The sequence below is a fragment of the Burkholderia sp. AU32262 genome (genome assembly GCF_020419985.1).
Lineage (GTDB): Bacteria > Pseudomonadota > Gammaproteobacteria > Burkholderiales > Burkholderiaceae > Burkholderia > Burkholderia semiarida.
This window is the reverse complement of record NZ_JAIZRS010000016.1, coordinates 42,723-61,774: the sequence shown is the minus strand read 5'-3', so window position 1 is coordinate 61,774 and position 19,052 is coordinate 42,723. Positions and strand designations below refer to the sequence as shown.

The following is a 19,052-nucleotide window of genomic DNA, read 5'->3' as shown; positions in this document are numbered from 1 at the left end:
CCGCGAATGCGGAATGCCGAATGCGCACCGCGCCGGGAAGCGTCGAGCAGCGCGGCACAGCCGTGATCGGACGGTGCTCGGCGCCGCCGATCGTAGCAATAAAGGCACGCGAATTCAATCGACCAGAATCGTCAATGTCATTGACGGATGAGCCTAATCAATTGATCGGCAATTGACGTGCTGCAGCGCATATAAAAATGATCCAATGATGAAATCCTATTGGAAAGGCGCCGATGGTTTCACCGAATCGTCGGCTTTTCATCGAATGGCGTTCATGGCATAGTCGGCTCCGAACTGGGTGGCGAATCAAGCCGGAATGGCGAGCGTCTCGTGCCACTGCCCGTGACCTGCCGTCCGCGTGCGCGCGAGACGAACGATACCAATCGAAGCAACCCAACCGCGAGGGCAACAACATGAACACTTCCGTCGGCGGCATTCGCCGTCTCGGCATGCGTGCGCTACTGGTCGACGACGAAATCGCGCAGGAAACCGCGACCGGCCGCGCGGTCCGCACGCTGAGCGCGGAACTCGCGCAACGCGGCATCGACGTGTTGACGGCCACGTCCGCCGACGATGCGGTCGTGCTGATCCGCTCCGATCCGTCGATCCAGTGCGTGCTGCTCGACTGGGATCTCGGCGTGGACGGTCACGGGCCGTCCGAGGTGGTGGTCGACGCGATCCGGCATCGCAACGGCAGCGTGCCGATCTTCCTGCTGGCCGACCGCAGCGTCGCGTCGACGGTGCCGGCCGCGGTGATGGGCAAGGTCGACGATTTCGTGTGGCTGCTCGAGGATACGGCCGACTTCATCGGTGGGCGCATCCACGCGGCGATCGAACGCTATCGCTCGACCGTCCTGCCGCCGATGTTCGGCGCGCTCGCGAAGTTCTCGCGCGTCTACGAATACTCGTGGCATACGCCGGGCCACACGGGCGGCACCGGCTTCCTGAAATCGCCGGTCGGCCGCGCGTTCTTCGAGTACTTCGGCGAATCGCTGTTCCGCTCGGACCTGTCGATCTCGGTGGGCGAACTCGGCTCGCTGCTCGATCATTCGGGCCCGATCGGCGAAAGCGAGCGCTATGCGGCGCGCGTGTTCGGCGCGCATCGCACGTATCACGTGACGAACGGCTCGTCGACGTCGAACCGCATCATCCTGATGGCGAGCGTGAGCCGCGACCAGATCGCGCTGTGCGACCGCAACTGCCACAAGTCGGCCGAACATGCGATGACGATGTCGGGCGCGATTCCGACCTACCTCGTGCCGACGCGCAACCGCTACGGGATCATCGGGCCGATCGCATCGGAGCGCCTCACGCAGGCGGCGATCCGCGAAGCGATCGCATCGAACCCGCTCGCGGCCGGGCTGGCCGATCGCCAGCCGAAGCACGCGATCGTCACGAATTCCACGTACGACGGCCTCTGCTACAACGTCACGCGCGTCGAGGAATTGCTCGGCGCGAGCGTCGACCGGCTGCACTTCGACGAAGCGTGGTACGGCTACGCGCGCTTCAATCCGATCTACCGCGACCGCCATGCGATGCACGGCGACCCGCGCGACCACCACAAGGACCGGCCCACGGTATTCGCGACGCAGTCGACGCACAAGCTGCTGACCGCGCTGTCGCAGGCGTCGTACATCCACGTGCGCGACGGCCGCAGCCCGATTCCGCATGGCCAGTTCAACGAAACGTTCATGATGCACGCGTCGACGTCGCCGAACTACGCGATCATCGCGTCGAACGACGTCGCGGCCGCGATGATGGACGGCCCCGGCGGCGCCGCGCTGACGCGCGAATCGATCGAGGAGGCTGTCGCGTTCCGGCAGATGATCGCGCGAATGAACAATGAATTCGGCGCGAAGGGCGACTGGTTCTTCGAATGCTGGCAGCCCGATACCGTGCTCGAGGCGCGCACGGGCCGCACGCTGCCGTTCCACGAAGCGCCGCCCGAGCTGCTCGCGAGCGACCCGGCGTGCTGGGTGCTGCGCCCCGGCGCGCAATGGCACGGCTTCGGCAATATCGAGGACGGCTACTGCATGCTCGACCCGATCAAGGTGTCGATCGTCACGCCTGGCGTCGCGCCGGCCGGCGGCCTGATGCCGGTCGGCATCCCGGCGAGCGTCGTCACCGCGTATCTCGATGCGCGCGGGATCGTCGTCGAGAAGACCACCGATTTCACGATCCTGTTCCTGTTCTCGATCGGCATCACGAAGGGCAAGTGGGGCTCGCTCGTCAGCGCGCTGTGCGATTTCAAGCGCGACTACGACGCGAACCTGCCGCTCGACATGGCGATTCCGTCGCTCGCGAACGAGCATGGTTCGCGCTATGCGGGCATGGGGCTCAAGGATCTGGCCGACACGATGTTCGCGGCGATGGAGCAGCTCGGCACGACGCGGCTGATGTCGGAGGCGTTCTCGATCTTGCCGACGCCGGAGATGAGCCCGGTGCGCGCGTACGAGCATCTCGTGCAGGGCCGCGTCGAACAGGTCACGCTCGACGAGCTGGCCGGGCGCACGGTGGCCACCGGCGTCGTGCCGTATCCGCCGGGCATTCCGCTCCTGATGCCGGGCGAGAACGCGGGGCCGGCCGGCGGCCCGGTGCTCGGCTACCTGAAGGCGCTCGAAGCGTACGACCGGCGTTTCCCGGGCTTCGCACACGACACGCACGGCGTGGAAGTCGAGGACGGCACGTACCGCGTGTACTGCCTGACGGCCTGACGAGCGAACGAACGAGCGACCGGCCGCCCGGCGGCCTCACATCGAAGGATCGAACACCATGGACAACGCAGCGCACCTGTCCGGCGCGGCCACGACGGCCGCGCCGAAGAACCGGATGAACGTCTGGCAGCTCACTGTCCTCACGGCGGTCAACATGATGGGCTCCGGCATCATCCTGCTGCCGGCGAAGCTCGCGCAGGTCGGCACGATCTCGCTGCTGTCGTGGATCGTCACGGCCGGCGGCTCGCTCGCGCTCGCCTATGCGTTCGCGCGCTGCGGGATGCTGAGCCGCAAGCCGGGCGGGATGGGCGGCTACGCGGAGTACGCGTTCGGCAAGGCCGGCAACTACATGGCGAACTACACGTACGGGCTGTCGCTCGTGATCGCCAACGTCGCGATCGGCGTGACGGCGGTCGGCTACGGCACCGTGCTGTTCGACGCGACGCTGTCGCCGCTGCAAACGGGCCTCTGGACGATCTTCCTGCTCGTGCTGACGACGGTCGCGAACTTCGGCGGCTCGCGCATCACCGGCCGGATCGGCGCGGTGACGGTGTGGGGCGTGATCATTCCGGTCGTCGTCGTGTCGCTGATCGGCTGGTTCTGGTTCAGCGGCGCGACCTGGGGCGCGGCGTGGAATCCGCACGACCTGCCGTTCGGGCCGGCCGTGGGCGGCTCGATCGCGGTGACGCTGTGGGCGTTCCTCGGGCTCGAATCGGCGTGCGCGAACTCCGACGCGGTGGAGAATCCGGAGCGCAACGTGCCGATCGCCGTGCTCGGCGGCACGATCGCGTCGGCGATCTTCTACATCGTGTCGACCAACGTGATCGCCGGGATCGTGCCCAACGCGATCCTCGCGAAGTCGAATGCGCCGTTCGGCATCGCGTTCGCGACGATGTTCACGCCGGCCGTCGGCACGATCGTCACCGCGCTGATGGTGATCGCATGCATCGGCTCGCTGCTCGGCTGGCAGTTCACGGTGGCGCAGGTGTTCAAGAGCTCGGCCGACGTCGGCTATTTTCTGCCGGTGTTCGCGCGCGCCACGCGCACGGGCACGCCGATCGTCGGCATGGTGATCCTGCTGGTCGCGCAGGTCGCGCTGGCGCTGATGACGATCAGCCCGGAGCTGAGCAACCAGTTCCAGAAGATCGTCGATCTCGCGGTCGTCACGAACCTCGTGCCCTACGTGATGTCGATGGCCGCGCTGATCACGATCCAGAAGGTCGCGAAGGTGCCGCCCGGCAAGGCGCTGTTGACGAACGTGGTCGCGATGGTCGCGACCGCGTACAGCTTCTACGCGCTCTACAGCTCGGGCGAGCAGGCGCTGATGCTGGGCGGCCTGTGCGTGTTCCTCGGCTGGACGCTGTTCGGCTTCGTCAGCGCGCGCTTCTACCAGATGGAAGTCGATGCGCACGTGAAGGAACCGGGGAAGTCGCTGCAGGCGTGAACAGGCCCTAACGCTGCCGCCGCGTCAGCAGCGGCGGGAGTGCTCGTTTCAGCAGATCGACGACGGCGCGCACGCGCGGCGGCAGCGGCCGCTGCGCGTGCACCAGCACGTTGAGCGCGAAGTCGGGAACGTCGTAGTGCGGGAGCAGGCGGACGAGCCGGCCGTGCGCGAGCGCATCGGCGCAAGCCGGGTGCTGGACCACGCCGATGCCGCCGCCCGCCGCGATCGTGTCGAACATCGGGCGCCAGTGGCTCGCGGTCATGACCGTGCGGATACGCGCGTATTCGACTGCGCCGCCGTCGCGCTGCAGCGGCACCTGTTCGTTCGCGAACACGCCTTTCACGCGGATGAACGGATGGTTCGCGAGATCGGCCTTCGTGTCGATCGGGCCGTGCCGGTCGAGATACGACGGTGCGGCGACGAGCACGCGGCCGACCGCGCCGAGCGCGTAGGCGACGAAGCCGCCGTCGCCGAGCTGGCCGACCCGGATCGAAATGTCGACGCCCTCGGTGACCGGATCGACGATGTCGTCGTTCAGCACGAGGTCGATGTGCAGCTTCGGATACGCGGTGCGGATCTGCATCAGCACGCCCGGCAGTACGACCTCGCCGAAGCATTGCGGCGCCGCGAGCCGGATCGTGCCGTCGAGCGCGTTTTCCGTCTTCGACACCGATGCAACGGCCAACTCGGCCGCCTCGAGCAGCGCCTTGCTGCGTTCGTAGAAGAGGCGGCCTTCCTCCGTGCACGCGAGCGTACGCGCACTGCGCATCAGCAGCCGCGTGCCGAGATGTTTCTCGAGTTTCTCGATGCGCTCGCTGACGGCCGGTTGACCCATGTCGAGATCCCGTGCCGCGCCGGACATCGTGCCGCGCTCCACGACCCTGACGTAGATGCGCATCGTCGCCAACAAATCCATGAAGTCGCGCCTTTTGTCTTCCGGTTCGATTTTGTGCCGATCGACGGATGGTATCAAAGCGGCGGAGGGCCGACGGTGTGCGTCGGGCCGATACTCATTATCGGCCGGGGCGCTCATGGTGCCGACGAAGCCGCGTGCGTTCGTCCGCGCCGTGAGCGAAAATCGACTTCGTTCCCGCGCGACCGACAGGAGACCCGGCATGACGCAACACAACGAAGCCCCACGGACGCATTGCGTCGCATGGCAGATCGTGCAGACGTGGCAGGCGGCCGAATGGTGCCGGCTCGACGAGTCGCAAACGGGCATCGCGCTGGCGGGGACGGTGGCGGGCGCGATCGACGGCACGCCGTTTCGCATCGATTACGCGATCGCATGCGGGACCGACTGGCTCACGCGTTCGGCGCGCGTGACGCGGTGGACCGGCACGGCGCCGTCACGGCAATGGGACATCGCGTGCGATGCGGGGCGGTGGACGATCGACGGCGTCGATGCGCCGGCGCTCGCGGGCGCGACCGACATCGATCTCGGCTTCAGTCCGTCGACCAATACGCTGCCGATCCGGCGGCTCGCGCTCGCCGTCGGCGAGTCGGCGGAGATTCACACCGCGTGGCTGCGTTTTCCGGATGTCGACATCGTGCGCGGCGAGCAGCGCTATACGCGCACGGCGCCGAACGTGTATCGCTACGAGAGCGGCACGTATGCGGCCGATATCGCGATCGACGGCGCGGGCCTCGTCACCGACTACGACGAATGGCGGCGCATCGGCGCGGCGCCCGCGTCGTGACGCATCAGCGCGCGCTGGCGACCGACAGCTTGCCCGGGATCAGCTTCAGCGTGCTGAACGCGTCGGCGATGCTCTGCTGGTACGCGAGAGTCGCGTCGGTGATCGGCTGCACGCCGTAGCCGGCGCGCTTGAGCGCGACTTCGAGCGTCGGCGCGTCGAGGCCGACGAGCGGGGACAGTTGCGCGGCCACCTCGGGCACGTGATCGCGCGCCCAGCGGTCGACCGCGTCGACTTCGTCGAGCAGCGCACGCAGCACCTGCGGGTGCGCGGCCGCGTACTTGCGCGCGGCGAGGTAGTACTGCGTATTGCGCACGAGCGCGTCGCCGTTCGCGACCACGCGCGCGCCGAGCTGCCGTTCGGCGGCGGCCAGATACGGATCCCAGATCACCCACGCATCGACGCTGCGCTGCACGAACGCGGCGCGCGCATCGGCCGGCGTCAGGTAGATCGGCTGAATGTCGGCATAGGTCAGGCCCGCGCGCTCGAGCGCCTTCACCAGCAGGTAATGGACGTTCGAACCCTTGTTGAACGCGACCTTCTTGCCGCGCAGTTGCGCGACGGTTCGGATCGGCGAATCGGGCAGCACGACGATCGCCTCGCCCTGGGGCGCGGGCGGCTCGTTGCCGATGTAGACGAAATCGACGCCGGCCGCCTGCGCGAAGATCGGCGGAGTTTCGCCGACCGTGCCGACGTCGATCGCGCCGGCGTTCAGCCCCTCGAGCAGTTGCGGGCCGGCCGGGAATTCGAGCCATTGCACGGCGACGCCCTGGCTCGCGAGACGCTTCTCGAGCGTGCCGCGCGCCTTGAGCACGACGAAGTTGCCGTATTTCTGGAAGCCGATGCGCAGCCGCGTGCCGCCGGCGTCGGCGCGTGCGGGCGCGGCCGCGAGCGGCCCGAGCGCGAGCCCGGCCAGCCCGGCGGCCGCGCCGTGCAGCCACTGGCGGCGGCGCGGGTTCGCCGGAGTCGATTCAAGGTCTGCGTGCGGTGTGTCGTTCATCGAGGCGTCCTGCTGGCGGGTTCACGGGCCGCGCGCGAAGGCGGCGCGGCCGGCGCAGGACCGGGCCGGATGCGGGCGACGCACGCAACGGGCCGGCCCGCGCCGGAGTCAGGACGATACGGCGCGGCGGGCCGGCGGCCAACCAACGAATCCGAATATGCAAATCAGCGGCCGGACGATACGTAACCGGTGACGCGGCAGCACGCCGCCGCGCTCACTCGGTGACGAGCAGGCGCTCCTCGATCGAATCGACGCGATCCGGATAGAACGCGAGGTGCCCGCGAATCGATTCGACTGCCGGATTCGGATGCTCGTACGTCCACACGGCGTTGATCGAGCGTTCGCCGCCGGCGGGGATCGAGTAGTACGCGCAATCGCCCTTGTACGGGCAGTAGGTCGCGTGGTCGGTGCGTTCGAGCAGCGACATGTCGGCATCCTCGCGCGGAATGTACAGCACCGCCGGATAGCTGGCCTCGCGCAGCACCAGCGCATGGCGCGTATCGGCGACGACCTTGTCGGCCACCTTCACGATCACGCGGGACGAATGCGGTTCGATCAGGATCGGGTGATCGGGGCCCGGCGACTTCACGGGACGAGAGGGCGTATCGGGGGTGATCGGCATCGGGTTCCTCCGGAAAGGGCGGCGCGCACGGACGCGCCGTGCCGGCATGTGCACGCCGGGCGGATCCCCGGGCGCCGGCGCCGGCGTCGGCCAATCGATACGATGCACCCATTCCGGAGAACTTGCAGGGGGCCGGAAGGCCGTGCGGCGGTTTTCGATCGGGTGTCCGGGCGGCTCGCGGCGGCGGCGTTCGGCATGCATGCGGCGCTCGCATGGACTTTTCGATGCCGCGGCAGCGGGATGCATCCACGACGATAAGCAACGCGGAATTAATTGGTAAGCGATCGGCGGGAGGCGCGCGAAGATCGGCGGTCGTCATTCGCATGACAGCCTTTTTTATCCGCCACCATGAAGAATCCTTTCGTTTCGTCAGCCGCGCGCCGCACGCGCGGCGTATCGCATGCCGGCGCCGCGCTCCGCTGCATCGCCGCGTCGTTGCTGCTGGCCGGCGCCGCGACGCACGCGCTCGCGGCGCCCGCGGGCAAGACGCTCGTGTACTGCACCGAAGGCAGCCCGGCCGGCTTCGATCCCGGCCAGCACACGACGAGCACCGATTTCGATGCGAGCACGTACCCGGTCTACAACGGGCTCGTGCAGTTCAAGCGCGGCACGCTCGATCTCGTACCCGCGCTCGCGACCAGCTGGGACGTGTCGCCCGACCAGCGCACGATCACGTTCCACCTGCGGCGCGGCGTGAAATTCCAGACCACCGCGTGGTTCAAGCCGACGCGTCCGTTCCAGGCCGACGACGTCGTGTTCACGTTCCGCCGGATGCTCGACCCGGACGATCCGTTCCGCAAGGCGTATCCGGTCAGCTTCCCGTATTTCAGCGATCTCGGCTTCGACCGCAACATCGAGCGCATCGAGAAGGTCGACGACTACACGGTGCGCTTCGTACTGAAGTCGCCCGACGTCGTGTTCGTGCGCAATCTCGCGATGGCGTTCGCGTCGGTGCTGTCGGCCGAATATGCGGGGCAGCTCGCCGCGCGCCATCGCGAGTCGGACATCAACCAGTTCCCGGTCGGCACGGGGCCGTTCGTGCTGCGTACGTACCAGAAGGACGCGTTGATCCGCTACGACGCGAATCCCGACTACTGGAACCCGGACGACGTGAAGCTCGCGCGCCTCGTGTTCGCGATCACGCCCGACCCGGCCGCGCGCTTGCAGAAGCTCGTGGCCGGCGAGTGTCAGGTGTCGGCGTTTCCGCGGCCGGCCGATCTCGAGACGGTGCGGCGCGACCCGAAGCTGACGCTGTTTTCGGGGACGGGCTTCAACGTCGGCTTCGTTGCGTACAACACGCAGCATCCGCCGCTCGATCGCGTCGACGTGCGGCGCGCGCTCGACATCGCGATCGACAAGGCGGCGATCATCAAGACCGTGTTCAACGGCGACGCGACGATCGCGACGAACCCGATGCCGCCCGCGCAATGGTCGTACAACCCGCGCCTGAAGGACGCGCCGCGCGATCCGGCCGCCGCGAAGGCGCTGCTCGCGCAGGCCGGCTTTCCCAACGGCTTCGACCTGACGCTGTGGGCGATGCCCGTGCAGCGCCCGTACAACCCGAACGCGCAGTTGATGGCGCAACTGATCCAGCAGGATTGGGCGAGAATCGGCGTGCGCGCGAGGATCGTCAGCTACGAATGGGGCGAATACAACCGCCGCGCGAAGCACGACGGCCAGCACGACGCGATCCTGTACGGCTGGTCGGGCGACAACGGCGACCCCGACAACTGGCTCGGCACGCTGCTCGGCTGCGACGCCGTGCACGGCAGCAATCTCGCGAAGTGGTGCAACAAGGACTTCGAGCAACTCGTGACGGCGGCGCGTTCGAATGCCGATGTCGCGAAGCGCACGGCGCTGTACGAGCAGGCGCAGGTGGTGTTCAAGGACCAGGTGCCGTTCACGCCGATCGCGACGTCGATCGTGTCGCTGCCGATCTCCAGGCGCGTCCACGGGTTGACGTTCTCGCCGCTCGGCGGGCACCGGTTCGACGGCGTGTGGCTCGATTGACGGAAGGGGGGCCGGCGCGCCCGTGCGCACCGGCGTTCGCCGCGTCAGTCGAGTGCGACGGCCGCGGCCGTTTCGACCGGCGTGCCTTCGAGCGCGACCGACGGCCGGCCGTCGGGGCCGACCGGCACGTCGCCGACGAGCGTCGTGCGATACAGCTGGCGGTCGAAGTCGAGATCGAAGATGTCGACGGGCGCGAGATGCGCGGTCGCGCGGTTGTCCCAGAACGCGATGCTGCGCGGTTCCCACTTGAAGCGGACCGTGAATTCCGGCCGCGTCACGTGCTCCCACAGCAGTTCGAGCAGCGCCTGGCCCTCGCGCGGCGTCAGCCCGACGATCGATTTCAGGAAGCTCGGGCTCACGTACAGCGCGCGTTCGCCGGTTTCCGGATGCACGCGCACGAGCGGATGCTCGGTCACGAGCGGGCGGCGCTCGACCGCATCGTCGAATGCGCCGGTCGCGCGCGCGCCTGGCGGCGGCGTGAAGCGATGGATGCCGCGCAGCGTGTCGACGAAGCCGCGCAGCGGCGCGGACAGCGTTTCGTAGGCGCGCACGAGGTTGGTCCAGTGCGTGTCGCCGCCGTACGGCGGGATCGTCACGCCGCGCAGGATCGATGCCCACGGCGGATTCACGGCGGCCGTCACGTCGGTGTGCCAGCCGGTCCAGGGCCGGCGCACCGGTTCGCCTTCGAAGCGCGTCGCCTTGCGATGCTTCGCGATCGAATAGACGGCCGGATGGCCGTCGACATGCCCGAACACCGGGTGGCCGACCGTCGGCTCGCCGAACTGCGCGGAGAACGCGACATGCTGCTCGTGCGTGAGAAATTGTTCGCGGAAGAAGACGACGCGCCATTTCAGCAGCGCGGCGCGGATCGCCGCGATCTGCGGCGTCGTCAACGGTTGCGTGAGGTCGACGCCGCGGATTTCCGCACCGATGTGGGCGGACAGCGGGATCACGTCGACCGGCTGGGCGGCGGGTTCGAGTAGGGCGCTCATGCGACGCTCCTGGCGGAAGTGAACGGGGAAGACGGACGACATCGTTGCGCGTGCAAGCGTCGGTCCGGTGGCGCGAGGTTCATGGCGGGTGTCCGGCAGGGAGTGGCGCGGCGGCGCGCGGGAAAAAGGGAAAGGAAACAGGCAAAAGGGCGCCGCCGCGGGACATGGACGTTATTGCAGCGTGGCGCCCGGCCCCTTCAGCAGGACGCTCCGGCGGCCGTCGATGCCGACCGGCACGTCGCCGTGAACGGTCGCACGGCGCACGACCCGGCGCGCATCGCCGTAGTCGTTGATCGCATAGTGCTGCGTCGCGCGATTGTCCCAGATCGCGACGTCGCCCTCCTGCCAGTTCCAGCGCACGGTGTTCTCGAGACGCGTCACGTGCTCGTGGAACACCTGCAGCAGGTGCGCGGAATCCTGCGCCGACAGCCCCTTGAGCCGCTGCACGAAGTGTCCGAGCACGAGCGTACGCTCGCCGGTTTCCGGATGCACGCGCACGACCGGGTGCTCGGTTTCGTAGACGGTCGACGTGAACACTTCGCGGTAGCGCTTCAGTTGTGCATCGTCGGCGTGCACGTGCGTCGACGCATAGTCGTAGGCGTTCGTGTGCAGCGCCCACAGCGTGTCGGCGAGCGCGCGCAGCGAATCGGGCAGATGCGCGTACGCGGCGGCCGTGTTGGCCCATACGGTGTCGCCGCCGAACGGCGGGATCACGACCGCGCGCAGGATCGAGACCTTCGGGTACGCATCGACGAAGGTCACGTCGGTGTGCCACGAATTCGCGCGTGCGCCGTGCGCGGAATCGAGTTCGAGCAGCGCCGCGCTGCCGTCGACGGACGGCACGGTCGGGTGCGCGACCGTGTCGCCGAAGCGGCGGGCGAACGCTTCCTGCGCGGTGTCGTCGAGATGGTGCTGGCCGCGGAAGAACAGCACCTTGTGGCGCAGCAGCGCGGCGTGGATCGCGTCGAACGTCGCGTCGTCGAGCGCGGACGACAACCGCACGCCGGAAATTTCGGCGCCGATCCGGCCGGCGACCTGGCGAAGCTGAAGCGGGACGGCGGCCGTGCGCGGCGCGGCGTGCGAAGCAGGCGAAGGCGAGTGAGCGGCGTGCTGGATATCGGACATCGGGAGTCTCCTGGAGTCGGGTCGGTCGAGCCTCCATTCAAGCAGGCGCCGCGCGGATTCGGAACCGATGAATCGTCACAACCTTAGCGTGCGGGCTGCGCTGAACGATATGTGTCGTCATGCTGAGCAATGCAAACGCGTTGCATCGCTACCACGCGAGCCGCCATTCGCCGATCGGGTGCGCTCGCGCCGCGTCGATGCGCTTGCCACCCGACGCGTCGTCGCCCGGCGCGTCGCTGTCGTCGAAATCGGCGAGCACCGTGTCGCGCAATCGTGCGAATGCCGGCGAATCGCGCCGGCGCGGGCGCGGCAGCGCGACGTCGACGATGCGCGCGATGCGGCCTGGACGCGGCGCCATCGTGACGACGCGGTCGCCGAGATAGACGGCTTCGTCGACGTCGTGCGTGACCAGCAGCATCGTGATGCGTTCCTGTTCCCAGATGCGCAGCAGTTCGTTCTGCATCTTCGCGCGCGTCTGCGCGTCGAGCGCACCGAACGGCTCGTCGAGCAGCAGCACGCGCGGCCGGTTCACGAGACCGCGCGCGATCGCGACGCGCTGCGCCATCCCGCCCGACAACTGGTTCGGAAACGCGTGCTCGAAGCCGTTCAGCCCGACGAGGGCGATGTGTTCCGCGACCGCACGCCGTTTCGCGGCGGCGTCCAGCGGCGCGTTGCGCAGCGCGGCGTCGATGTTCTGTTCGACGGTCAGCCACGGAAACAACCGGTGATCCTGGAACACGATGCCGCGCCGTAGTGACGTGTCGCGCACGCGTTCGCCGCCCGCGCGGATTTCGCCCGTGTAGTCGGTGTCGAGCCCGGCGACGAGCCGCAGCAGCGTGGACTTGCCGCAGCCGCTGGCGCCGACGATCGTGACGAATTCGCCGGCACGCACGTGCAGCGATACGTCGTCGAGCACGGCGAGCGCCGCGTCACGTCGCGCGTAGTGCTTGCTTACATGGAGGATGTCGAGCGAATCGGAGGCGAGGGTCGTCATGGCGGTACGAAGAAGGGGGCGGAAAGGAGGCAAGAGGCGCTCAGCGCGCGAGGTCGCCGCGCCGGGCCAGCACCTTGCGCTCGATCGCTCGCGCGGTCGCGTTCAGCGCCCAGCCGGTCACGCCGACGACGATGATCCCGAACAGCACGAGATCCATCCGGAACTGCTCGCTGCCGTCGATCAGCGTGTTGCCGATCCCGCTGCCGGCGACGAGCAGGTATTCGGCGCCGAGCGTCGCGAGCCACGAATAGATCAGGCCGAGATACAGGCCGGTGAAGATCGACGGCAGCGCGGCCGGCAGGATCACGTGGCGGATCAGCTGGAGCCGCGAGTAGCGCAGCGCGCGGGCGACGTCGACATACGCGCGCGGCACCGCGTGAATGCCGTCGCAGGTATGGGCGGCGACCGGCAGCAGCGCGGCGAGCGACAGGAACACGACCTTCGCGACGTCGCCGAGGCCGAACCACACGGAAATCAGCGGAATCCACGCGAACAGCGAGATCTGCTTGAACGTGTCGAAGCTCGGGCCGACCATCCGCGCGGCGATGCGCGACAGCCCGAGCACCGCGCCGAGCAGGAGGCCGCCCGTCGCGCCGATCGCGAACCCGCACGCTTCGCGCGCGAGCGACGCCGACAGCGCACGGCCGAGCGCGCCGCTTGCCGCCTGCGCCCACGCGGTGTGCAGCACGTCGGCCGGGCCGACGAGCAGCCCGCTTGTCGCGAGATGCGCGGAAGCGATCGCCCACCAGAGCACGAACGCCGCGAGCGGCAGCACGAAGCCGCGCCAGTCGGGCACATGCGGACGGCGGGCGGCCGCGGCGGATGTAGCGGATGTAGCGGTGGTAGCGGGCGGTGTGGCTGACGGCGCGGCGGCAGGCGGCACGGGCGATTCTCCTTCGGTTGGGCGGGCGGGCCCGTTCAGCCGCGAAACGCGGACGGCACGCCGCGGCGCAGGCGCGCTTCGAGTGCGTCGAGCGCACGGTTGATCAGCAGGCCGACCGCGCCGACCACGACCACGGCCGCCATCACGAGATCGAGCTGGAACAGTTGCCGCCCGTACACGATCAGGTAGCCGAGCCCTTCGGACGACGCGACGAGTTCGACCACGACGAGCGCGAGCCACGACTTCGTGAACGCGAGCCGCACGCCCGTCGCGAGCGTCGGGATCGCGGCCGGCAGCACGACGTGGACGATGCGTTGCCGGCGCGTGTAGCCGAACCCGCGCGCGACTTCGTCGAGGGCGGGCGGCGTCTGGCGAAACCCCTGCAGCGTGCTCAGCGTGACGGGGACGAGCGCCGCATGCGCGATCAGCAGGTACTTCAGCGGCTCGCCGACGCCGACGAGCAGCAGCAGGAACGGCAGCCAGCCGAGCACCGGGATCTGCACGAGCGCGTTGAAGCTCGGCAGCACGTAGGCTTCCAGCGTGCGCGACAGCCCGAGCGCGACGCCGATCGACACGCCGAGCAGCGTGCCGGCCGCGAAGCCGACGAGCACGCGTTGCAGGCTGATCAGCGTGTGGCGCATGAGATCGCCGTTCGACGCGAGCTCGGCCAGCGTGTCGACCACGCGTTCGGGCGGCGGCAGGATTTGCGGCGCGATCCAGCCGCGCGCGCTGCCCACGCTCCACAGCGCGAACAGCAGCGCGGGCAGCACCCACGGCGCGAGCCGCCACGCGAGCCGTTCCAGCGCGGCCGCGCGGCGCGGCGGCACGGCGAGCGTGCGCGACTCGGACGACGGGACGGGAAACGCGGTGTCGCTCATCGGGGTCGATCCGGTCAGGAGAGAGGCTTGCCGGCCGCGTCATAGCGCGGCCAGTAGTTTTCGAGCTTCAGCGTGCGCAAGGCATGGTCGAGATACTTCGGCTCGAACCAGCCGTCGACGTCGACCGGCTGGCGGATCAGCTTCAGGTTCAGCGCATCCTGCGCGACGGCCTTGTAGCGCGCGACGACGAACGGGTCGATCAGCGGGGACAGGCGGTCCTTCAGGCGCTGGTTCGCATAGTCGGCCTGCCACGACGTGTACGGCACGCCGCTCTTCGCCCACAGCTTGAACAGCGCATCGCGGTTCGCCTCGTCGGACGACCATTGCGCGCCCTTCACGAACGCGGTGACGACGCGCTGCACGATGTCCGGGTGCGCGCGTTCGAAATCGTCGAGTACGAGCAGGTGGGTCTGGCGCGTCAACTGCGGGCCGTCGTTCTGCGATTCGTAGATGATTTTCGCGAGGCCCGCGTCGCGCAGCTTGTAGAGCCCGTAATCGCCGACCGACGCGTCGATGCCCTTCGACGCGAGCGCGGCGAGCGAACTGGCGGCGTCGAGATTGATCACGCGCAGGTCGCGTTCGCCGAGGCCGTTCTTCGCGAGCGCGTTGTCGGCGACGAGCTGCAGGTTGGTGCCGCGGAAGATCGACACGCGGCGGTCCTTCAGGTCCTTGATCGAGCGGATCGTGGAGTCGGGCGGCACCGCGATCTTGATGCCCGAGCGCACGCTCGCGGCGAGCAGCAGGCGCGTCTTGATCCCGTTCGAGCGCGCGAGCACGGCGGGCAGGTCGCCCTGGTATGCGAAGTCGAGCGCCTTGTTGGCGATCGCCTCGTTGACGGCCGGCCCCGCGCCCTTGAAGAACAGCCATTCGACCTTGATGCCGTCGGCGGCGAATTCCTTTTCGACGAGCTGCTGCAACTGCACCGTCGCGGCGCTCGATCCGCCGAACGTCGGTGGGTCGCCGGCGCCCTGCTGGGCGACGCCGATGCGGAGAATGGCGGGCTTGTCCGCGTGCGCGGCGGCGGCCGGCAACGCAACGAGGGACGCGATCAGCAGTGATCGCAGCAGGCGCAGTGGAAGCATGAATCGATGGATCCGGAACGTTGGGGAACGAGGCCGGGCCGCAGCCCGTCGGGTCATTCTCGATGACGCCCGGAGGCCGGACAAGCAACGATTTGAACTATGCTTATCGCCGCGCGGGGGATCGCGGGAGGGACCGAGCGCGCTGCAGCAGCACGAGCAGCGCGATCGACGTGATGGCGGGGCCGATCTGCGGCAGCATCATCCACGGATTCAGAAACTCGTACAGCGGCAGCGCCCACATCGCGGCGACGGCGCATTGCTCGCCGCGCCGCCAGCCATGCTGCGAGCCGATGGCGATCATGCAGGCGATCGGAATGCACAGCCACGACAGTTCGTAGTGCCAGACATACGGATTGGCGGCGAGCGTCGCGACGACCAGTACCGCGCCGCGCAACCGCGTGTCCCGGCTGCGGCGCCAGACCTGGCACGCCGCCGCGAGCGTGATCGCCGCGACGGCGGCCTGGCCGGCGAACGCGGCGGCGGGCGACAGGCCGGCGAGCCGAAACGCCGCGAATGGTGTCGGCGACGCAAACCAGAACGGCACGCCATGCTCGATGATCAGCGAGCGCAGCGCGCCGGCATTCCGCAGAAACAAGCGAAGCGGTTCCATGCCGCCCGCCGCGATGCCCAGTGCGGTGATCGCGATCGCCCATGCCGCGGCCCATGCGAACGCGCGCCACGCGCGCGCGGCGATCAGCACGAACGGGAACAGCACCGCCAGTTGGGGCTTGACCGACAGGAGTCCGATACACAGGCCGGCCAGCATCGGCCGCCGGTCGACGAAATACACGGCGAGCGCCGCACACGCGGCGGTCAGCATCGCGTTCTGTCCGTATATCGCGGTGACGAGCACCCCGGGGCACGCGAGCAGCGCGAGCCAGCCGATGCGTGTCGCGTCGGGCACGGCGCCGAGCCCCGATACGCGCCACACCGCGATGCCGAGCAGCACGACGCCGAGCACGACGAACAGCGGATAGCTGATCGCATAGGGCAGCAGCGCGAGCGGTGTCACCGCGAGCAGATACGACGGCGGGTACAGCCACGGCAGGAATGCATGGCGGCCGGCCAACGGGAACAGTCCGGCGAGCGCGCGCGAGAACGCGGGGATGTCGTAGGCCTGCCACGGCGAGCCGTGGAGCATCAGATGGGACGCGGACCAGAACACCATGTACCCCGAACCGGGGCGGAACGTGCCCGGTTCGGTCGAGCGAAGGCCGATCCAGAGCAGGATCGCCCCCAGCAGTACGCCGATCGCCAGCATGACCGCACTGTAAAGCGCGATGCGTGCGGGGGTGAGCCAGGCGCGGACGGGTCGTTCGCCGCGCCGTATCGGCGAGCCGGAAATATCCATGCGGCGCTACTTGGCCGGCAGATTGCGCGGCGCTTCCGAGAGCCGGTTGTGCCCGCGGTAGCAGAGCGAGGCCGCCACGCGTTGCATCAGCGGATCCCACATCCGGTCGGTGCGCTTCGCGGCGACGACCTCGGCGCCTGCGCGCCAGCGTTCGAGCATCGCGGGAATCAGGGCCGGTGGGTCCTGCAGGTCGGCGTCGATCAGGATCACGGCCGCGCCGGCCGCCTCGTCGAGGCCCGCGCTGAGCGCGGCCTCCTTGCCGAAGCGCCGCGTGAGATCGACGATGCGCACGCGCGGATCGGCGACCGCGATGCCGATCAGCTTGTCCAGCGCGCCGTCGCGGCTGCCGTCGTTTACGCAAACGCTATCGAAGCGCGCGGTGCCGATCGCTTCCAGTATCGGAACGGTGGTCGCGAAGAACGCATCGATCGCTTCCGCTTCGTCGTGAAACGGCACGACGAGCGATACCAACGGCTTCAGGGTGTGTCTGGACATACGTCCCCCGTGAGATCCGGTCTGCGGCGCGTTGTCCGGTTCTGTTGCCGCCGAACGTGCGGAAACGGGCCCGGACCGGTGCGCATGTCGCGGTTATGACGGCCTCGCTGGCTGCCGCCGGCCGGGCGGCGAACCGTCGGATCATTCTAAGCACGAACGGCACGCGAGTGACAGCATGCGCGGGTTTGCTCGGGGGGATTTTCCGCGATGCCGCCCGTGCCGAGGGGCGTTGGCGTTCCGACCGGCCTGCATACGCGCGCAACCGTTAGCATGTTGCTGTCACGACGGTAACGGAGAGGGGCATGCAAGTTCAGGATCTGACAGGCGCGGCGCTGGATTACTGGGTCGCGATCGCGGAAGGCCATGATGCGCCACGTGCCGACGCGTACGGATGCACGTCTGTTCGCACGGCGGGCGGCGTGCCGGCGCCGTTCGCGCCGTCGTCGTCCTGGGCGGACGGCGGCCCGATCGTCGAGCGGCGGCCGTTCGCCGCGTTCGAGCGCGATGGCGGGCGGGGCGCGTGGCGCGCCGTGTTGCATCGGGCCGTGCCGGCCGCGGGCGAGCGCTGCACGTTCAACCAGTCGGGGCCGACGTTGCTGATCGCCGCGATGCGCACGATCGTCGCGTCGACGTTCGGCGACGACGTGCCCGACCTCGATATGGCGCGCCCGCGCTGACCGTGCGTCGCGCGCCGCGCGGCGCCACTCAGGCCGACACGTTCCGGATGGCGATCGACGCGACGTCGACGCGGCGCGGCAGGATCGCGTCCGCCGCCGCGCGATCGGCGACGCGCTGCAGCACGTCGATGTCGGCGCCGCTGAGGCTGCGCTGCGCGAGCGCGGCCCGGCGCGCGATATCGGTGGCGGCGTCGGGCGGCAGGCGCGTGAGCGACGCGTAGACGCTCGCGTAGTCGGCCGGGTGCGCGAGCGCCCATTGGCCCGCACGGGCGAGCCGCGCGAGCACGTCCGCGAGCGCCGCGCGCTTGCCGCGATCGTCGAGCGTTTCGACCGGCGACGTGAGGAACGCGAGCCCCGAGTTGATGCCGCTGCCGTCGCGGACGATGCGCGCGCCGCGTCGCACCGCATGCCCGTAGTACGGATCGAACGTGGCCCAGATGCCGATCCGCTTCGCCTCGAACGCGGCGAACGCGTCGACCGGCAGGACGAAACGCACCTCGACGTCGCGCGGCGCGAGCCCATGTTCGCGCAGCGCGCCGTACAACTGGTATTGCGAGATGCTGCCGCGCGCCGACGATACGACGACGGTTTGTCCTTTCAGGTCGGCCACGGTGCGAACCGGCGAGTCCGGCTGCACGACGATGCCGAGCGACGTCGGCGAGCCGACGCGCGTCGCGACGATCCGCAGCGACGGATCGCCGAGCGCGGCCGTCAGGACGGGTAGGTCGCCGGCCGGCGCGAGATCGATCGCGCCCGCACGCTGCGCTTCGAACAGCGGCGCGGCGCCCTGGAAGTTGGCCCAGCGGAACCGGTACGGCGTGCCGTCGAGCACGCGCGCCGCTTCGGCCAGCGCGCGCAGGCCGCCGGCCTGGTCGCCGAGGACGAGCGTGACGCCCGACAGGTCGGCGCCGGCCGCGCGGGCCGGCAGTGCGAGGCCGCCCGCGAGCGGCGCGGCGGCGAGGGCGGCAAGGCGCTGCAGCGCGCGGCGGCGCGCTGTGGCGAAAGAGTGGGTCATCGGCGGCGTGTCCTCGGTGATCCGCGCGCGGACGGCGCGGCTGCCGGGCAGGTTACGGAATCGGTTTCCGGCC

The 19,052-nt window shown here is 69.0% G+C and carries 16 protein-coding genes and 1 pseudogene; 5 read left to right on the top strand and 12 right to left on the bottom strand.

Annotation, left to right across the window (positions count from 1 at the left end):
- Positions 1–413 precede the first annotated feature (413 nt).
- Together LGN10_RS20075 and potE are read left to right on the top strand one after the other, a co-directional pair.
- Entirely contained in the window at positions 414–2,714 is a 2,301-nt protein-coding gene (locus LGN10_RS20075; RefSeq protein ID WP_089465509.1) for an Orn/Lys/Arg decarboxylase N-terminal domain-containing protein, read from the top strand.
- Between the two features lie 58 nt (positions 2,715–2,772).
- Positions 2,773–4,158: a putrescine-ornithine antiporter gene (gene potE, locus LGN10_RS20070; RefSeq protein ID WP_099317287.1), complete on the top strand. Its 1,386-nt coding sequence runs from the start codon at positions 2,773–2,775 to the stop codon at positions 4,156–4,158.
- Between the two features lie 7 nt (positions 4,159–4,165).
- Here the strand turns inward: potE and LGN10_RS20065 are convergent, their stop codons facing one another.
- Complete coding sequence (locus tag LGN10_RS20065; protein WP_226224797.1) at positions 4,166–5,074, bottom strand: LysR family transcriptional regulator; 909 nt, start codon at positions 5,072–5,074, stop codon at positions 4,166–4,168.
- Between the two features lie 199 nt (positions 5,075–5,273).
- Between LGN10_RS20065 and LGN10_RS20060 the strand changes: the two genes are divergently transcribed.
- Positions 5,274–5,858 (top strand): putative glycolipid-binding domain-containing protein, encoded by a 585-nt coding sequence (locus tag LGN10_RS20060; RefSeq protein WP_226224795.1) that lies wholly within the window; start codon positions 5,274–5,276, stop codon positions 5,856–5,858.
- Positions 5,859–5,862: 4 nt separating this feature from the next.
- Here the strand turns inward: LGN10_RS20060 and LGN10_RS20055 are convergent, their stop codons facing one another.
- Together LGN10_RS20055 and LGN10_RS20050 are read right to left on the bottom strand one after the other, a co-directional pair.
- Positions 5,863–6,855, bottom strand: coding sequence for a sulfonate ABC transporter substrate-binding protein (locus LGN10_RS20055; RefSeq protein ID WP_059582566.1), 993 nt, complete (start codon positions 6,853–6,855; stop codon positions 5,863–5,865).
- A gap of 214 nt (positions 6,856–7,069) precedes the next feature.
- Positions 7,070–7,477, bottom strand: coding sequence for a DUF427 domain-containing protein (locus LGN10_RS20050; RefSeq protein ID WP_226094063.1), 408 nt, complete (start codon positions 7,475–7,477; stop codon positions 7,070–7,072).
- A gap of 348 nt (positions 7,478–7,825) precedes the next feature.
- Between LGN10_RS20050 and LGN10_RS20045 the strand changes: the two genes are divergently transcribed.
- Positions 7,826–9,487, top strand: a complete 1,662-nt coding sequence (locus LGN10_RS20045) for an ABC transporter substrate-binding protein (protein WP_226094062.1) — start codon at positions 7,826–7,828, stop codon at positions 9,485–9,487.
- A 44-nt stretch (positions 9,488–9,531) separates the two neighbouring features.
- Here LGN10_RS20045 and LGN10_RS20040 read toward each other — a convergent pair whose 3' ends face one another.
- The 8 genes and pseudogenes from LGN10_RS20040 to LGN10_RS20005 form a co-directional block, all read right to left on the bottom strand.
- Positions 9,532–10,479, bottom strand: coding sequence for a TauD/TfdA dioxygenase family protein (locus LGN10_RS20040; protein WP_226224793.1), 948 nt, complete (start codon positions 10,477–10,479; stop codon positions 9,532–9,534).
- Between the two features lie 171 nt (positions 10,480–10,650).
- Entirely contained in the window at positions 10,651–11,604 is a 954-nt protein-coding gene (locus tag LGN10_RS20035) for a TauD/TfdA dioxygenase family protein (protein WP_226224792.1), read from the bottom strand.
- Between the two features lie 148 nt (positions 11,605–11,752).
- A complete protein-coding gene (locus LGN10_RS20030) occupies positions 11,753–12,598 on the bottom strand; it encodes an ABC transporter ATP-binding protein (protein WP_226224791.1) in 846 nt (281 codons plus the stop codon).
- A gap of 40 nt (positions 12,599–12,638) precedes the next feature.
- Entirely contained in the window at positions 12,639–13,481 is an 843-nt protein-coding gene (locus LGN10_RS20025; protein ID WP_226224790.1) for an ABC transporter permease, read from the bottom strand.
- A 35-nt stretch (positions 13,482–13,516) separates the two neighbouring features.
- Entirely contained in the window at positions 13,517–14,359 is an 843-nt protein-coding gene (locus LGN10_RS20020) for an ABC transporter permease (protein ID WP_226224789.1), read from the bottom strand.
- A gap of 14 nt (positions 14,360–14,373) precedes the next feature.
- Positions 14,374–15,441 carry an ABC transporter substrate-binding protein gene (locus LGN10_RS20015; protein ID WP_059582549.1) on the bottom strand — a complete coding sequence of 356 codons (1,068 nt, stop codon included), beginning with the start codon at positions 15,439–15,441 and terminating at the stop codon, positions 14,374–14,376.
- 103 nt (positions 15,442–15,544) lie between these two features.
- Complete coding sequence (locus tag LGN10_RS20010) at positions 15,545–16,792, bottom strand: glycosyltransferase family 87 protein (RefSeq protein WP_226224788.1); 1,248 nt, start codon at positions 16,790–16,792, stop codon at positions 15,545–15,547.
- A gap of 18 nt (positions 16,793–16,810) precedes the next feature.
- Positions 16,811–17,287, bottom strand: a pseudogene (locus tag LGN10_RS20005) (glycosyltransferase family 2 protein); the annotation flags it as partial.
- 302 nt (positions 17,288–17,589) lie between these two features.
- Between LGN10_RS20005 and LGN10_RS20000 the strand changes: the two are divergent.
- Positions 17,590–17,964, top strand: coding sequence for a phage protein NinX family protein (locus LGN10_RS20000; RefSeq protein WP_059639242.1), 375 nt, complete (start codon positions 17,590–17,592; stop codon positions 17,962–17,964).
- Positions 17,965–17,992: 28 nt separating this feature from the next.
- On the opposite strand, the gene LGN10_RS19995 is transcribed toward LGN10_RS20000, so the two are convergent.
- Positions 17,993–18,979, bottom strand: a complete 987-nt coding sequence (locus LGN10_RS19995) for an ABC transporter substrate-binding protein (RefSeq protein WP_089465776.1) — start codon at positions 18,977–18,979, stop codon at positions 17,993–17,995.
- Positions 18,980–19,052 lie beyond the last annotated feature (73 nt).

Excerpts from the sequence above, each read along its gene's own strand:
- LGN10_RS20075 (WP_089465509.1), top strand. The coding sequence starts at position 414 with ATGAACACTTCCGTCGGCGGCATTCGCCGTCTCGGCATGCGTGCGCTA.
- potE (WP_099317287.1), top strand. The coding sequence starts at position 2,773 with ATGGACAACGCAGCGCACCTGTCCGGCGCGGCCACGACGGCCGCGCCG.
- LGN10_RS20065 (WP_226224797.1), bottom strand. The coding sequence starts at position 5,074 with ATGGATTTGTTGGCGACGATGCGCATCTACGTCAGGGTCGTGGAGCGC.
- LGN10_RS20060 (WP_226224795.1), top strand. The coding sequence starts at position 5,274 with ATGACGCAACACAACGAAGCCCCACGGACGCATTGCGTCGCATGGCAG.
- LGN10_RS20055 (WP_059582566.1), bottom strand. The coding sequence starts at position 6,855 with ATGAACGACACACCGCACGCAGACCTTGAATCGACTCCGGCGAACCCG.
- LGN10_RS20050 (WP_226094063.1), bottom strand. The coding sequence starts at position 7,477 with ATGCCGATCACCCCCGATACGCCCTCTCGTCCCGTGAAGTCGCCGGGC.
- LGN10_RS20045 (WP_226094062.1), top strand. The coding sequence starts at position 7,826 with ATGAAGAATCCTTTCGTTTCGTCAGCCGCGCGCCGCACGCGCGGCGTA.
- LGN10_RS20040 (WP_226224793.1), bottom strand. The coding sequence starts at position 10,479 with ATGAGCGCCCTACTCGAACCCGCCGCCCAGCCGGTCGACGTGATCCCG.
- LGN10_RS20035 (WP_226224792.1), bottom strand. The coding sequence starts at position 11,604 with ATGTCCGATATCCAGCACGCCGCTCACTCGCCTTCGCCTGCTTCGCAC.
- LGN10_RS20030 (WP_226224791.1), bottom strand. The coding sequence starts at position 12,598 with ATGACGACCCTCGCCTCCGATTCGCTCGACATCCTCCATGTAAGCAAG.
- LGN10_RS20020 (WP_226224789.1), bottom strand. The coding sequence starts at position 14,359 with ATGAGCGACACCGCGTTTCCCGTCCCGTCGTCCGAGTCGCGCACGCTC.
- LGN10_RS20015 (WP_059582549.1), bottom strand. The coding sequence starts at position 15,441 with ATGCTTCCACTGCGCCTGCTGCGATCACTGCTGATCGCGTCCCTCGTT.
- LGN10_RS20010 (WP_226224788.1), bottom strand. The coding sequence starts at position 16,792 with ATGGATATTTCCGGCTCGCCGATACGGCGCGGCGAACGACCCGTCCGC.
- LGN10_RS20000 (WP_059639242.1), top strand. The coding sequence starts at position 17,590 with ATGCAAGTTCAGGATCTGACAGGCGCGGCGCTGGATTACTGGGTCGCG.
- LGN10_RS19995 (WP_089465776.1), bottom strand. The coding sequence starts at position 18,979 with ATGACCCACTCTTTCGCCACAGCGCGCCGCCGCGCGCTGCAGCGCCTT.